Origin of the sequence: Kitasatospora sp. NPDC028055, assembly GCF_040637885.1 — a bacterium.
GTDB lineage: Bacteria > Actinomycetota > Actinomycetes > Streptomycetales > Streptomycetaceae > Kitasatospora.
The window spans coordinates 24,337-38,763 of sequence record NZ_JBEZXE010000016.1 but is presented as its reverse complement, the minus strand read 5'-3'; the positions used below and the strand labels follow the sequence as shown (position 1 = coordinate 38,763).

The 14,427-nt window shown below is 73.5% G+C and carries 15 protein-coding genes; 13 read left to right on the top strand and 2 right to left on the bottom strand.

What is annotated here, in order from left to right; genetic code table 11:
- Positions 1-54: 54 nt before the first annotated feature.
- The 11 genes from AB0F71_RS18450 to AB0F71_RS18400 all read left to right on the top strand — a co-directional run bounded on the left by AB0F71_RS18450 (position 55) and on the right by AB0F71_RS18400 (position 10,123).
- Entirely contained in the window at positions 55-2,781 is a 2,727-nt protein-coding gene (locus AB0F71_RS18450) for an AAA family ATPase (RefSeq protein WP_360235015.1), read from the top strand.
- A gap of 256 nt (positions 2,782-3,037) precedes the next feature.
- Positions 3,038-3,493, top strand: a complete 456-nt coding sequence (locus AB0F71_RS18445; RefSeq protein WP_360235012.1) for an SRPBCC family protein — start codon at positions 3,038-3,040, stop codon at positions 3,491-3,493.
- Between the two features lie 48 nt (positions 3,494-3,541).
- Complete coding sequence (locus AB0F71_RS18440) at positions 3,542-5,002, top strand: MFS transporter (protein ID WP_360235009.1); 1,461 nt, start codon at positions 3,542-3,544, stop codon at positions 5,000-5,002.
- Positions 5,003-5,074: 72 nt separating this feature from the next.
- Complete coding sequence (locus AB0F71_RS18435) at positions 5,075-5,515, top strand: SRPBCC family protein (RefSeq protein ID WP_360235006.1); 441 nt, start codon at positions 5,075-5,077, stop codon at positions 5,513-5,515.
- Between the two features lie 64 nt (positions 5,516-5,579).
- On the top strand, positions 5,580-6,926 hold the full coding sequence (locus AB0F71_RS18430) for a carotenoid oxygenase family protein (RefSeq protein ID WP_360235003.1): 1,347 nt from the start codon (positions 5,580-5,582) through the stop codon (positions 6,924-6,926).
- Between the two features lie 95 nt (positions 6,927-7,021).
- Positions 7,022-7,606: an SRPBCC family protein gene (locus AB0F71_RS18425; RefSeq protein WP_360235000.1), complete on the top strand. Its 585-nt coding sequence runs from the start codon at positions 7,022-7,024 to the stop codon at positions 7,604-7,606.
- Between the two features lie 414 nt (positions 7,607-8,020).
- Positions 8,021-8,695, top strand: coding sequence for a L,D-transpeptidase family protein (locus AB0F71_RS18420; RefSeq protein WP_360234997.1), 675 nt, complete (start codon positions 8,021-8,023; stop codon positions 8,693-8,695).
- 270 nt (positions 8,696-8,965) lie between these two features.
- Positions 8,966-9,148: a hypothetical protein gene (locus tag AB0F71_RS18415; RefSeq protein WP_360234994.1), complete on the top strand. Its 183-nt coding sequence runs from the start codon at positions 8,966-8,968 to the stop codon at positions 9,146-9,148.
- An 81-nt stretch (positions 9,149-9,229) separates the two neighbouring features.
- Entirely contained in the window at positions 9,230-9,496 is a 267-nt protein-coding gene (locus tag AB0F71_RS18410) for a hypothetical protein (RefSeq protein WP_360234991.1), read from the top strand.
- The gene (locus AB0F71_RS18405; RefSeq protein ID WP_360234988.1) at positions 9,493-9,786 is read left to right on the top strand and encodes a VCBS repeat-containing protein; all 294 of its coding nucleotides are present in this window, start codon (positions 9,493-9,495) and stop codon (positions 9,784-9,786) included. The genes AB0F71_RS18410 and AB0F71_RS18405 overlap by 4 nt, the downstream gene beginning before the upstream one ends.
- A gap of 106 nt (positions 9,787-9,892) precedes the next feature.
- Positions 9,893-10,123, top strand: a complete 231-nt coding sequence (locus AB0F71_RS18400) for a hypothetical protein (protein WP_360234985.1) — start codon at positions 9,893-9,895, stop codon at positions 10,121-10,123.
- A 23-nt stretch (positions 10,124-10,146) separates the two neighbouring features.
- Here the strand turns inward: AB0F71_RS18400 and AB0F71_RS18395 are convergent, their stop codons facing one another.
- Positions 10,147-10,746, bottom strand: a complete 600-nt coding sequence (locus AB0F71_RS18395) for a BTAD domain-containing putative transcriptional regulator (protein ID WP_360234982.1) — start codon at positions 10,744-10,746, stop codon at positions 10,147-10,149.
- A gap of 364 nt (positions 10,747-11,110) precedes the next feature.
- Between AB0F71_RS18395 and AB0F71_RS18390 the strand changes: the two genes are divergently transcribed.
- Complete coding sequence (locus AB0F71_RS18390) at positions 11,111-11,581, top strand: DUF308 domain-containing protein (protein ID WP_360234979.1); 471 nt, start codon at positions 11,111-11,113, stop codon at positions 11,579-11,581.
- Positions 11,582-11,914: 333 nt separating this feature from the next.
- Here the strand turns inward: AB0F71_RS18390 and AB0F71_RS18385 are convergent, their stop codons facing one another.
- Entirely contained in the window at positions 11,915-13,366 is a 1,452-nt protein-coding gene (locus AB0F71_RS18385; RefSeq protein ID WP_360234976.1) for an amidase, read from the bottom strand.
- A 141-nt stretch (positions 13,367-13,507) separates the two neighbouring features.
- Between AB0F71_RS18385 and AB0F71_RS18380 the strand changes: the two genes are divergently transcribed.
- Positions 13,508-14,116 carry a helix-turn-helix domain-containing protein gene (locus AB0F71_RS18380; protein ID WP_360234973.1) on the top strand — a complete coding sequence of 203 codons (609 nt, stop codon included), beginning with the start codon at positions 13,508-13,510 and terminating at the stop codon, positions 14,114-14,116.
- The last annotated feature ends 311 nt before the right edge of the window (positions 14,117-14,427 follow it).

The following is a 14,427-nucleotide window of genomic DNA, read 5'->3' as shown; positions in this document are numbered from 1 at the left end:
TGGTACGCGCCTCGGCGAATCTGCCGAGCTCAGAGGGCATGACATGATTCCGACGTGGCTCCTGTGACCGGCTCAGAGTATTTCCCGCCCACCGACCGCGTCGCTCTCGTCGAGCTGTTCGCCGCCGCGCGAGCGGGGCGGGGCGGGGCTGCGGTCGTTCGCGGTGAAGCCGGTATCGGCAAGACCACGTTGCTGCGTCATGTCACCGAAGGGGTGGAGGGCGTACGGCTGCTGTGGGTGAACGGGGCTGAGTTCGAAGCGGAATTCGCCTACGCGGCGGTGCACCAGCTCACCCGCTCCTTGCACGAGCGGATCGAGCGGCTGCCCTCCGCGCACCGGGAGGACCTGGCCGTGGCCATGGGGCTGCGGGACGGTGGCACACCGAGCCGCTTCACCGTCGGCCTCGGCCTGCTGGGCCTGCTGTCCGATGCCGCGGCCGAGGCGCCGGTGGTGTGCGTCGTGGACGACGCGCAATGGTTGGACCGGGCGTCGGCTCAGGTGCTGGCGTTCGTGGCCCGGCGGATCGCGGACGAGCCGGTGGCGATCGTGTTCGGAGTGCGCGACCCGCACGCCGTCGCGGAACTCGAGGGGCTGACGGCGCTGACGCTGTCCAGGCTGCCCGACCAGGCGGCCCGGGCCCTGCTGTCCTCCCGCCTCCCGGGCCCGCTGGACGAGCGGGTGCGCGAACGGATCCTCGCGGAGGCACGCGGAAACCCGCTCGCCCTGTTGGAACTGCCGCGCCGCCTGGGCCCGGCAGGTCTGGCCGGAGGGTACGGGCTGCCCGCCCCGGTCTCGCCCGCCAACCGCATCGAGCGCAGCTACCAGGACCGCATCTCCCGGCTCTCCGACGCCGCGCGCACGCTGCTCCTCGTCGCGGCCGCGGAGCCGACCGGGGATCCCGGCCTGCTGTGGCGGGCCGCCGACGTGCTGGACGTGGCGCCGGAAGCCGGAGCGGAGGCCGAGGCCACGGACCTGATCGAGCTGGGCGGCCAGTCCCGGTTCCGGCACCCGCTGGTGCGCTCCGCGGTGTACACGTCCGCGTCACCGGCCGAGCGCCGCCGCGTCCACGCGGCACTCGCCGATGCCACCGACCCGCTGACCGCGCCCGACCGGCGGTCCTGGCACCGGGCCCAGGCCGCGCCCCGCCCCGACGAGGACGTCGCGGCCGAGCTGCTGCGCTGCGCGCAGCGCGCACGGGGCAGGGGCGGTGCCGCCGCCGAGGCAGCCTTCCTCGAACAGGCCGCGGCCCTCACGGCCGACCCGCGCCTGCGGGCTGGCCGAAGCCTCGACGCGGCGCGGGCCGCGCTGGAGGCCGGCTCCTTCGAGAACGCGATCACCCTGGTCGAGGCGGCCGAAAGCGGCCCGATCGACGGCACGGGCCGGGTGGAGGCCGAACTCCTGCGCGGCCGGGCGGCGTTCTTCCGCGACGGCGCGGCCGACGCGGTCGGCCACCTCATCAGGGCCGCCGGTCTCGATCCCGCCCGGGCCCGGCTCCACTTGCTCGACGCCCTGCAGGCGGGGCTCGTCGTCGGCCGCGCCTCCGCCGCCGCGCGCGACGCCCTGGAAGCAGCCCGGCGCGCCCCTGCCGCGACGGGGGAGCGCACCACGGCCGACGAACTGCTGGACGCGCTCGTCGCCTACCTCGACGACGACCTCGCAGCGGTCCCGCGGCTGCTGCGCCTGCTGTCGGACGTCACCGATCCGCTGTGGACGCGCCGCCTGTCGCTCGCCGCTCTGCTGGCCATCGAACTGTGGGACGTCGCCCTGGAGGACGAGCTCGCCACCCGTGCCGTCGACACCGCCCGGACCAGCGGAACGCTGATGATCCTCCCGGTCGGGCTCTGGATGCAGGCCATGGCAGCCGTCCAGCGCGGCGACCTGCTCACGGCCTCCGCTCTGAACAGCGAAGCCGACGCGATAGCCGACGTGACCGGAGTCCCGCGGCACTGGTACGGCCGACTGTTCGCCGCCGCGCTGCGCGGCGCCGCCGAGGCGGAACCCCTGATCGCCCAGGTCCTGGCCGAGTCCCACGCGCGGCGCAAGGGCATGCTGACGGCGACCGCCCACGCGGCGGCGGCCCTCCACGCCAACGGGACCGCCGACCACCGTACGGCGCTGGCCTCGGCCCGGCTGGCCCTGACCGACGGTGACCTCGGGACCGCCAGCCTCGCCCTGCCCGAACTGGTCGAAGCGGCACTGCGCTGCGGCGAGGACGATGCGGCCCGTGAGGCGTTCGCCCGGCTGTCGGACCACGCCCGTGCCGCGAACACCGACTGGGCACTCGGCGTGCGCGCGCACCTCGCCGCCCTGCTGTCCGACGACCCCGAGCCGCTCCACGCCGAGGCCGTGGCACGCCTGGAGGCCGCCGGCCTGCGCCTGTGGCACGGCCGGGCCCTGCTGCACCAGGGGGCGTGGCTGCGCCGGGACGGCCGTCGCCTGGAGGCACGCCACGCGCTGCGCGCGGCCCACGGGCTGTTCACCGCGACGGGTGCGGAGGGGTTCGCCGAACGGGCCCGGGTCGAGCTGGTCGCCGCGGGCGAACAGGCCCGGTCCGCCACGCTCGGGGTGATGGAGGGGTTGACCGGTCAGGAGTTGAACATCGCCCGACTGGTGGCGACCGGCGCGACCTCCCGGGAGGTCGCCGACCGTTTGTTCCTCAGCCCCCGGACCATCGACGCCCACCTCCGGAGCATCTTCAAGAAGCTCGACATCACCTCCCGCCGCCAGCTCGCTGCCGTCGTCGGCCAGACGACGGACGACCTAGGGAGCTCGTCCCGCTGACCGGGTGACTGCCTGCTGTCCGGGGCGTGGACCGTACCTCGACGCCGCCCCGGGGGCCGGACGACGTCGGCCGCGCGAGGTTCCATCGCTGTGCCGTCGGCCTGTCGGCCTGTCGGCCTGTCGGCCTGTCGGGTCGTCGGGTCGTCCGGGGTGGTACCGCTGCGCGTCTCGGCATCGGTTTCCGGACGACTTAGGCAGTCGCCTAGGCGACTTTCGCCGATGAGGGCGTGGGGCCGACCGGACGAGACTCGAGCCCATGAAGAACACGCCCTCCGGCATCGACCGGGCCGCTGCGGTCGTCGCCCGTCGTGAACTGCCGATCAGCGCCCCGGCCCCCGCCGTCTGGGATCTGCTGACCTCCGTGCCCGACTGGCCGTCGTGGCAGCCGGACATCACCGAGGCCCGGGCGCTGACCCCGTTGACGCCGGGCGCGGTGTTCCACTGGCGGACCGCCGGACTGGACATCACCTCCACCGTGTACGCGGTCGAGGCGCCCCGCCTGATCCTGTGGGGCGGTCAGTCCCAGGGCATCACCGCGGTCCATCAGTGGCGGCTCACGCCCTCGGCGGGAGCGACCCTCGTCGCCACGGAGGAGTCCTGGGACGGCGCCCCCGTGCGAGCCGATCCCGCAGGCATCGGTCAGGCGCTCGACCAGTCCCTGCTCCAGTGGCTCCTCCATCTGAGGTCCGCCGCCGAACGCGCCCCGCGCTGAACGCCGCCGCCCGCCCCAGCCCCCCACCGGCCCGTCAGGAGCCCCCCCATGCGCAAACCGCCTCCCGGCGCCGTCCTCGCGGTACTGGCCGCCGGCCAGTTCACCGTCATGCTCGCCACCTCGATCGTCAACGTCGCGCTGCCGCAGATCCGTGACGGCGTGGGGCTCTCCGACGCCACCACCACGTGGGTGGTCAACGCCTACGGCCTGGCCTTCGGCGCGCTGCTGCTGGCCGGCGGGCGCGCCGCCGACCTCCTGGGCCGGCGCCGGGTGCTGCTCGTCGGCCTGGGCGCGTTCGGGGCCGCCTCGGCCGCAGCCGCACTGGCCGCCTCACCCGGTGTCCTCATCGCCGCCCGCGCCGCGCAGGGCGTCGGCGCGGCGGCGATCGCCCCCGCCGCACTCGCCCTGGCCATGGGCCTCCATCCGCCGGGCCCCGGCCGCAGCAGGGCGCTCGCGGTCTGGGGCGCGGTCTCCGGTGCGGGAGGTGCGGCGGGAGTGGTACTCGGAGGGCTGCTCACCCAGGCGTGGGGATGGCCGTGGATCTTCCATGCCGTGACGATCGGAACGTTCGCGGTCCTGGTGGCGACGGTCACGTTCGTCCCGTCCGCCCCTCCCGCCGACCGAGCCGGCTTCGACCTCGCCGGCACCGCGGCCAGCGCCATGTCCGTGACCGCCCTGGTGTGGGGCCTGACCACGGCCCGCCGCGACGGCTGGACCGACACCCGGGTCCTCGCCGCGTTCGGCGCCGCCGCCGCACTCGCGCTGGTCTTCCTCCGGATCGAGCGCCGCGTCGCGGCCCCGCTGGTTCCGCCGCGTCTGTTCGCGGGCGGGAAGGTGGCGGCCGGGAACCTGCTGATGGGCCTGTTCGGCTCGACCTGGATCGCCCTGTTCTACTTCCTCCCGCTCTACCAGCAACAGGTCCTCGGCGAGGACCCGCTGACCACGGGCCTCGGGCAACTCCCGCTCGCCGGTGCCAACATGGCCGGTGCTGCCCTCGCCCCCGCCCTCGCCCGCCGGGTCGGCACCCGGGCCGCGCTGGTCGGGGCCCTGCTGACCGAGGCGGCCGGGATGCTGTGGCTGTCCCGGATCAGTGCCGACGGCGGCTTCCCGGCCGACGTCCTCGGCCCCACCCTCCTCGTCGGCGTCGGTCTGAGCATCGCCTTCGTGCAGCTGACCGCCCTGTCCGTCGAAGGCGTCACCGGCGCGGACGCAGGACTGGCGGGCGGACTGGTCAACACCACCCGCCAGGTGGGCGGCGCCGTCGGGCTCGCCGTCCTCGCGACCCTCGCGGGAACCGTCACCGCCCACGCCACCGGCCACCGGCCCGACCCGGAGGTGCTGACCTCCGGCTACCGCAGCGCCTTCGCCGCCTCCGCCGCCGTCCTGGCCGCCACCGCCCTGCTCGCGGCCCGGCTGACCCGGCGCACCCCCACCGGCTCCACCGGCCCCACCGACCGCACCGACGCCCCGAACCCCGCTCCCCGGCCCACCGTCCACGGCCCGCACTGACCACCCCATTCCCCGGCAACCCACGACAGCCCCCCAGCAATCCGCCACACACCGACCGAGAGGAACCCCGCCATGACCACCATCGACGAGACCGCACCCGTCATCGTCCGCCTGTCCACCGAGATCGACGCCCCGCTGGAGCGGGTGTGGGCCCTGCACACCGGCATCGGCGACTGGCCGGTGTGGAACACCGACATCGACCAGGCCCGCCTGGACGGCCCGCTCGCCGAGGGCAGCTCGTTCACCTGGCGCACCCACGGGCTGGACATCACCTCCACCGTCCACGAGCTGGTGCCCGGCGCCCGGATCGTGTGGGGCGGACCCGCGCACGGCATCGACGGCGTCCACGTGTGGACCTTCGAGCGCGCCGGCGACCGGGTGCTCGTCCGCACCGAGGAGTCCTGGAGCGGCGCCCCCGTGGAGGCCGCCGCCGACCAGCTCGGCGCCGCCCTGCGCACGTCCCTGGAGGACTGGCTCACCTGCCTGAAGAACCGTTCCGAGCACCGCTCCTGACGAGCTGCCACCACCACGTCCTGTGCCGCCGGTACCACCGCACCGACACCCTGAGGAACCGACCATGACTGACAAGCCCTTCCTGACCGGCCACCACACCCCCGCCGCCGACGAACTGACCGCCACCGAACTGACCGTCGAGGGCTCCCTGCCGCCCGAGCTGACCGGTCGCCTGGTCCGCAACAGCCACAACCCGAAGCCCGGTGTCACCCCCACCCACTGGTTCAAGGGCAGCGGCATGGTGCACGGCATCCGGCTGCGCGAGGGCCGCGCCGAGTGGTATCGCAACCGCTGGGTGCGCACCCCCGCACTGGACGGCGCCCCGTACCTCACCGAGAACGGCCCGGACCTGACCGCCTCCACCGCCGGCACCCACGTGATCGAGCACGGCGGCCGGCTGCTCGCCCTGTGCGAGGCCAACTTCCCGTTCGAGCTCACCAGGGACCTGGAGACGGTCGGCCCGTTCGACTTCGCCGGCAAGCTGCGCAGCGCGATGACCGCCCACCCCAAGAGCGACCCGGTCACCGGCGAACTGCACTTCTTCGGCTCCTCGCCCTTCCCGCCGTTCCTCCTCTACTACGTCGCCGACTCCGACGGGCACATCACCCACAGCGCCGAGATCCCCGGCGCCACCGCCTCGCTGAAGCACGACTTCGCCGTCACCCGCAACCACGTCGTCTTCGTCGAGGGCACCGTCACCTTCGACCCCGCCGAGCACTCGGGTATCCCGTACTCCTGGCAGGACGCACAGCCCGCCCGGATCGGTGTCATGCCGCGCGGGCCGCAGGGCGCCGCCGCGGTCCGCTGGTTCCCGATCGAGCCCGGGAACATGCTGCACGTCGCCAACGCCTACGAGGACGCCGACGGGCGCATCGTGCTGGAGGGCCCGACCGTCGACCGCGAGGGCTTCCAGCTGTCCTGGAACTGGTGGGTCGGCGCCCCCGGCCGCGGCAGCGAGCCCAACGCCCGCTCCTACAACCGCCGCTGGACCATCGACCTGGCCGCGGGCCGGGTGGACGAGCGCGTGATCGACGACCTCGCCATCGAGTTCCCCACCCTCAACGAGGACTACCTCGGCCTGGAGAACCGCTACCAGTACGCGGTCTCCTTCCCCGACCAGGACGGCTTCGGCGGGTACGGCGTCGTCAAGTACGACCGTGCCACCGGCGAGCGGCGCATCCACCAGGCCGGCGACGCCCGGCTGCCCAGCGAAGCGGTGTTCGTCCCCGCGGCCGACGGCACCCGGGAGGACGACGGCTACCTGCTGACCGTGGTCTCCGACCTCAAGCAGGACGCCTCCCAGCTGCTCGTCCTGGACGCCGCCGGCCTCGACCGGATCGCCACCGTCCACCTCCCGCGCCGGGTGACCGCCGGCATCCACGGCTCCTGGATCCCCGACAGCACCCGGTGACGAACGCCCGGTGACGAACGCCCGGTGACGAACGCCCGGTGACGAACACCGCCCCGGGACGCCCAGTAGCCCCCTCCTCACGAAAGAGCACAGCCTTGCGCACACTCACCGCAGCCAGGACCGCCGCCATCACCGTGGCACTCCTGCTCACCACCTCCACCGCCGCCTCCGCCCTCACCACCGGCCGCCCCACCGCGGCGGCCGAGGCGACCGCCAAGCGCCCCGCGGACGTGCAGATAGACCAGCAGGCCCCGGTCATCACCCGCACCGACATCCTCATCCACGCCCCGCTGCACACCATCTGGAAGATCCAGACCGACGTCGAGAACTGGCCCGCCTGGCAGCCGAACGTCGACAGCATGACCAAGGACACGCCCGGCCGCCTGCGCCCCGGCTCGGTGTTCCGCTGGAGCACCGAAGGCCTCGACATCACCTCCACCGTCAAGCAGGTCGTCCCCTGCAAGCGCCTCGTCTGGGGCGGCCCCGCCCAGGGCATCACCGCCGTCCACGTCTGGACCTTCACCCCCACCCGCGACGGCGTCCTCGTCCACACCGAGGAGTCGTGGACAGGCGAGCCGGTCACCGCCAACCAAGCCGTGCTCCAGGCCGCCCTCGACACCTCCCTCCACAACTGGGTCACCAACCTCAAGCGTGAGGCCGAGGCACAGGCCGCCCGGTAGCCCGCCCCGCCCTCCTCGGCCCGGAACCGGCAGCCTCCCGGTTCCGGGCCGAGGCGGTGCCCGTGACCGCCGCCACCGCCCCCTCGCGGACGCGGCCGGACCCACCGCGTCGTGGGCTGAGTTCGTCGTGGCCCGCACCGAGCCGCCCCGATCCGTGTCCACAAGGCTCGGCGGTGTCGGTACCGGCACGGCCACCCCGGCAAGGCGATCATGGCCCCTGGCGTGGTCGACCGTCCCCGGCGCGGGGCGGCCGATCGCAGCACCGCCCGATAGCAGGTGGTGGAACGTGGGGCGCCGCCCACTACGGCCCCGCGTCACCTTGCCCGTGTCCTCCGTACCAGAAAGCACCCGTCCATGGCCGTCTCCCGGACACCGTCCTCCCACCGCCGCGGCTCGGCACACCGCTGTGCGAGCGTGGCCCTCGCACTCGGCGTCGCCGTCACGGCAACCGGCGCGAGCCCCACCCCGAAGGCATCGACCGGCGACGGCCCGTTCCCCGTACCGGTGACAGCCGGCCCGGCCGACCAGGTGATCACGGTCAAGGCCGACGGCACCCGCGCCACCGTGACCCTCTGGAGCCGACAGGACGGCCTCTGGCAGGCCCTCGACTCCACCACCGACGCACGCATCGGGTCCGGCGGTGTCCACGACGGCCCCACCCGTGTCCAGGGAACCGGCACCACGCCGACCGGCACGTACACCATCACCCAGGCCTTCGGCATCTCCCCGGACCCGGGCACGAAACTGCCCTACCACCACGTCACCACCCACGACTGGTGGGTCCAGGACCCCTCCTCCGCCCACTACAACCGCATGCGCACCGACACCCAGGGCGGCTTCCACCTCACCGAGCAAGGCCCCCTGGGCAGCGAACACCTCATCAACTACCCCGTCCAGTACGACAACGCCCTGGTGATCGACTTCAACACCTCTCCCGTCGTCAAGGGCCGGGGCGCCGGGATCTTCCTCCATGACCTCGGCCCCCGGGCCGACGCCACCGCCGGCTGCGTCGCTGTCCCCGCCGCCTTCCTGACCCGGACGCTGCACTGGATCGACCCCGCGGACCGTCCCGTCATCGCGATCGGCTAGCGCTCCGACCGGGAAGCGCGGGCGCGGGCGCGGGAGTCCGAGGACGGCGAAGGCGCCGTCGGGTGCGGTCCGGGCGGCGCGTGCGGGGCGGACGAACAACGCGACCCGGTCGCCGTCGAGCGGTGTCACCGTCCTTCCCGCAACGGTGGACGGTTGGCCGGCTGTTGGGCCGCTGTTGGAGCGCCCTGCCAGCCTCGTGGGGTCATCGCGTGAACGGCCCGGCGGTGAAGCCGGGCCGGTCACGCGCACCCAACGCCGGAGGCAGGACGCGTGAAGATCAGAGTTCCCCGATTCCGCCGGATCAGAGCCGGCCTGACCGTCGTCGCCATGCTGGTGGCCGGCGTGTCGTTCTCCGCAGGCCAGGCGTCGGCCGACGTGCACCCCTTGGCGTTCCAGATCCAGAACAAGGCGACCGGGCTGTGTCTGGTGGGGACCACCGACACGGGTGCGTGACCCGTCGCACTCCAGCCCTGCGGCAGTAACGACAACCAGTACTTCGTCACCGGGTACCAGAACAACATCGTCGACGGCTCCATGTACTACGGCGGTTCCTGCCTGGCGACGGACGGGTCCAAGGTCCTGACCGTGGGCTGTGGCAGCCACGACTACGGGCTCGCCTGGATGGAGCTCGACGCGACCGGTGCCTGGACGACCATCTCCAGCCCCAAGGGCTGCTACCTGAAGGTCGCGCAGGGCGCCCCCGTCTGCAGGCCCGGTTTCCAGGGCGATGACGCCCAGTGGCGCATGATCAGGACGCACTGGGACCACCACATGGCACCGAGGCCGGCAACGGCCGCGTGAAGTGGGCGGACTTTTGGGGCCGGGGCAAGGACGACTACGTCACCATCGGTGCCACCGGTGCCGTCACGGTGTGGCAGAACAACGGCGGCGACGGCCGCGGCGACTGGGGTTCGCCCGTCCAGGTCGCCAGCGGCATCACCGCGGACCCCAACCGCGTGCGCTTCGCCGACTTCGACGGTGACGGGCTGCCCGACTACATCGCCGTCAACCCGGACGGCTCGGTCAACGTCTACCGCTACGACGGCGGCAGCAACTGGACCAACCTCGGGCAGGTCGCCACCGGCGCCTGACACCCGTGACCGGTGCCGGCCACCCGTCACCGGCGCCTGAGGGGGCTCCGGTCCGTCAACCGGAGCCCCCCTCCGAGAACGAACGACCGCACGTCATGGGGAGAACTTGAAACGCATCCTGGCCCTCGGCCTGAGCACCCTGCTCGCCGCGGCCGCCGCACCGGCGGCGCACGCCGCCGCGCCGGCTGCCGCCGCACCGGCGGCGCACGCCGCCGCGCCGGCTGCCGCCGCGCCCGCCGCCGTCGCCGTACCCTCGCTGCGTGTGATGCCGCTCGGCGACTCGATCACCGCGGGCGCCGGCAGCGCCACCGGCTCGTCCTACCGGGCCCCGCTGTGAAACCTCGTCGCCGGCCAATCCCGTTACACCGTGGAGTTCGTGGGATCTTCGTGCAGCGGGTGCTCGTCCGTCAGCCCGGTCAGTTCGGGCACCAGTCCCCGGACGTGACCGAGGCGCAGCTCCGCCTCGATGCGCCACTCCAGGGCCTCCAGACGGGCCTCCTGCCACCGGCGGCGCGGGATCTGCGCCTCGGGGAGGTCCGGGGACTCGGCCAGCGGCACGCCGCGCCACAGGGCGAGGGCCCCCGCAGACTCCTCCCGTACGGCGTCCCAGTCCCCCCGCAGCAGCGCCTCGCGGGCGCGCTGGACACCGAGGCCGAAGACCTGGACGTCCAACTCGCCCCCGGCGACCTCCAGGAGGTAGCCGAGCGGGGTGGAGCGCAGGCGTTCGCCGTGCTCGTCGCCCAGCTGCGCGCGCAGGCGGGCCTGCATGTTGTGCAGCGAGGCGTTCGCGGAGGCCGGCGGGTCGTCGCCCCACAGGGCGGTCCTGAGCCGGTCCACCGGGACGGGCCGGCCGGGCTCCAGCAGGAGCACGGCGAGCAGCGTGCGGACCTTGGCGCCGCCGACCGCCCGCTCCCGGTCACCGATACGGACGAGGAGCGGGCCGAGCAGGCTGAAGTGCATGGTCGATCCCCCGGTCTGACGCACCGCGCCGGCTGTCCGTGCGCGGTGATCACGGACACCGTAGGGGACGGATGCCCGAGGTGAGCCCCGGCCGTCGGCCCGGTCGGCCGTCAGGCCTTCCCGCTGCGGCCCGGCCTGGCGGCCCCGTCCGCCGTGGCGCGTCGCCGCGGCCGGGGCGGTGCCGTTCGGGTGAACGCCCGCAGCCGGTGCCGCTCCTCGCCGGTGCCGCCGAGGTGGGTGACGGGCCGGCACGCCTCGGCGGTCCTCGTCCGCGCCGAGGCCGCCTCCTCGGCCACGGCAGGGGGCCGTGAAGGTGACGCTTCCTCAGATGCGCCCGACCTGCCAAGATCCGCTGGTGAAACACGTGACTCACCGTCTCCATCCGGCACAGGTACGCCGTCAGTGGATCTTCTCGACGCTCTTCCTGGCCGGTGGTGCCTACCTTCTCCACCGCGGTTCGTCCGTCCCGACAGAGGGCCGGGCCGTCGTCGTCATGGCGTTCGGCGCTCTCCTGATCACCGGTGGACTCCTCCAGGTGAGGGGCGCCTTCAGCAGCGTGAGCTTCGACGGGCACGAGATCTGGTGGACCGGGGCGCTGGGCTCCCGCAAGCGGTTCGCCTGGGCGGACATCACCAACGTCGAGGTCGGGAAGAACCGCAACCGCCCCGATTCCGGGGACGTCGTGCGGGTCATCCACCGGGAGTACGGCGACTTCAAGCTTCCTGCGGTGATCGGCATGCCGGGCGCCTGGCGCGACCCGGACTTCGAGACCAAGGCGGCCGTCATCATCGCCGCCTGGCGTGCGGCGACGGCCACGGCCGAGCCGGCGACGTAGTCGGGCGTGTGCGGGATCTGCCGTTGTCGGCCCCGATCGCCGCGAAGGACGCTTCTGCCGGGAATGCCCGTAGCCGCCGAGCTGTCTCGGCGGCGTACCCGTTCCCGTCGGCCCCTGCCGGCCAGGACCGACCGCTCGCGATGCTGACCCCCGGGTGCCGATGGTGGACGGCGGGAGGCATCCGAGCCGCGAGATCGATCGGCGCCGCACCCGGAAGCAGCCCTCGACGCGTTCCTCGCCGACCACCCGCGGTGGACGCGCCGTCGCCCGGGGACGGGCCAGAGCACCGCCGCTGTCAGCGACTGCCTCACCGGGCGCACGTGGCTGCGGGCGTCAGGCGCCGTGGTGACCGCCCGCCCACACCGCGGGGGTCCGGTGCGACCAGGGAGCGGCCTGTTCGAGCTGTCCGGCGAGACGGAAGAGGACGTCCTCGCGTCCGTATCCCGCGGCGAACTGGATGCCGATGGGCAGTCCGGTGGAGGGATCGCTCTCCAGGGGGACGGACATGGCGGGTGTGCCGGCGACATTGAACGCGGCGGTGAAGGGCGAGCGATGGAGGAGCTGCCGGAGCCAGCCGAGACCGTCTGCGCCCTCGGCGCCTTCGGCGTACGTGCCCAGGAGGACCGGAAGTTCGGGCAGGGTCGGGGTGAGCAGCACGTCGTAGCCGGTGAAGTACCGGCCGATCGCGCGCGCGACCCTGTTGCGCATCGCGAGCGCGTGGACGAACTCGGCCCCGGTGACCTCGCGTCCGTAGGCATAACTGGCCAGCATCTCGGGTTCGACGGTGGTGGCGTCGACGGGCCGCCCGAAGGCCGCGGCGAAGCCGTCGATCCACGTCACCAGATTGGTGGCCCACAGGCGGGCGTTGGCCAGGAGGAACTCCTCCCAGCCGACGCCGAGGTCGACCTGGACCTCGTCCACCCGGTGGCCCAGGGACTCGGCGAGTCGTGCGGAGCGCAGGGTGGCGTCGACGACCGGGGCATCGACGGCCCGACCGCCCCAGGGCCGTGTCAGGAGGCCGATCCGCAGGCTGCCCGGGGAGCGGGTGACCTCCTGCGCATACGGCCGCTCCGGGAGCTGGGCGGCATAGGGGTCGCCGGCCTCGGGGCCGTGGACGAGGTCCAGCAGCGCGGCGCTGTCGCGGACCGAGCGGCTGAGGGCGCCGTGGACGGCGAGCCCGTTGAAGACCTCGTCCGCGTCGGGGCCCAGGGATATCCGGCCGCGGGTCGGCTTCAGTCCGAACAGGCCGTTGGCGGCGGCGGGGACGCGGATGGAGCCCGCGGCGTCGGTGGCGTGCGCGAGCGGGACGATGCCCGCGGCGACGGCGGCCGCCGAGCCGCCGCTGGAGCCGCCGGGGCTTCGGGCCGGGTCCCAGGGATTGCGGGTGGCGCCGTACAGGACGCCCTCGGTGGTGGTGCTGTAGGCGAACTCGGGGGTCGCCGTGCGCCCGAGCGTCACCAGCCCGGCGCGACGGAAGCGTGCCATGAGCGAGGAGTCGGCCGCGGCGACGTTTCCCACGGCGATACGGCTGCCCAGCTCCACCCGCTTGCCGGCCATCGCGACGGCAATGTCCTTGATCAGGAAGGGCACCCCTGCCAGCGGCGTACTGCCCGGAGCCGGCGTGTCCTCGGCCGGCCAGGTCTCGATGACGGCGTTGAGCCGCGGATTCACCGCGTCGGAGGCCAGGTGGGCGGTCGAGGCGAGTTCCGCGGCGCTCACCTGGCCGCGAGCCACCAGGTCGGCCAGGCCGACGGCGTCGTAGGTCACGTACTCGGAGAGCTTCATGGGCGTCCGTTCAGGAGTCGGTACCGGCTGACGATACCGATCAGTATCGCGTGAGACCAATCGGTATCGCCTGGGACTGTTCGGTACCGTAACATCGGGGCCAGGGCGGTACAACGCCCCACCGGACCGATGAGGGACCGCATGGCGAGCACGGACAGAGTCAGCAGGCAGAGCAGGGTGGCCACGCTGCCGCCCCGCGAGCGGATCCTCGACGCGGCGGAGGAGCTCTTCTCCCGCGAGGGGATCAAGGCGGTGGGCGTCCAGGCGATCGCCAGCCGGGCCGGGACCACCAAGATGGCGCTGTACCGCCATTTCGCGACCAAGGACGCGCTGGTCGAGGAGTGGCTGCGCATCGTCGCGGCCGACTACACCGCCGCGTTCGACCAGCTGGCCGCCGCACACCCCGACGAGCCCCGGGCGCAGATCCTGGGGATGGCCCGGTTCATCGCCGACGGACTTCCCGGGATCTCCCACCGGGGCTGCCCGTTCATCAACTCCATCGCGGAACTGCCCGACCGCACCCACCCGGCGCGTCGGCTGATCGAAGCCCACAAGGCCGGCCAGCTGCGCCGGCTCAACGGCCTGTGCACCCGGGCCGGGCTGCCCGATCCGGACGGGGCCGCCGCGGAGATCACCTTCGTCCTCGAAGGAGCCCAGGTGAGTGCCCAGAACGGAAGCGTCGAGCACGCGGGGGAGCGGCTCATGGCCATCGTCGCGGCCGTCCTGGACCGCCACCCGGCCGCCCTCTGAAGGGGCCGCGCCGCAAACACCGGCTTCGCCACCGGTCTGCGCAAGGACCTCGCGCCGTGACCGCCGGGCTCACCGAACACTGGAGCTCGAAGGGTGTCTACGCCGACAAGCTGTCCGGGCGCGGAGAGCTGCCGGGCCCTCGGGCTCGACGCCGGGCGGGTGCCCTCTGTCGAGGTGAACGCCGCCCACGCCATCGCGCTCGCGGACGAGCTGCCCACCGGGGCAGGGCCCTTGGACGAGCGCATCCCCGACCCGGCGCCGCCGTTGACAACCGCCAACCGCTCAACTGACCGGCACCGATCCGAGATCAT

Coding starts and splice junctions, on each gene's coding strand:
- AB0F71_RS18385 (WP_360234976.1), bottom strand. CDS start 13,366: ATGAAGCTCTCCGAGTACGTGACCTACGACGCCGTCGGCCTGGCCGAC.
- AB0F71_RS18410 (WP_360234991.1), top strand. CDS start 9,230: ATGTACTACGGCGGTTCCTGCCTGGCGACGGACGGGTCCAAGGTCCTG.
- AB0F71_RS18380 (WP_360234973.1), top strand. CDS start 13,508: ATGGCGAGCACGGACAGAGTCAGCAGGCAGAGCAGGGTGGCCACGCTG.
- AB0F71_RS18435 (WP_360235006.1), top strand. CDS start 5,075: ATGACCACCATCGACGAGACCGCACCCGTCATCGTCCGCCTGTCCACC.
- AB0F71_RS18395 (WP_360234982.1), bottom strand. CDS start 10,746: ATGCACTTCAGCCTGCTCGGCCCGCTCCTCGTCCGTATCGGTGACCGG.
- AB0F71_RS18445 (WP_360235012.1), top strand. CDS start 3,038: ATGAAGAACACGCCCTCCGGCATCGACCGGGCCGCTGCGGTCGTCGCC.
- AB0F71_RS18430 (WP_360235003.1), top strand. CDS start 5,580: ATGACTGACAAGCCCTTCCTGACCGGCCACCACACCCCCGCCGCCGAC.
- AB0F71_RS18440 (WP_360235009.1), top strand. CDS start 3,542: ATGCGCAAACCGCCTCCCGGCGCCGTCCTCGCGGTACTGGCCGCCGGC.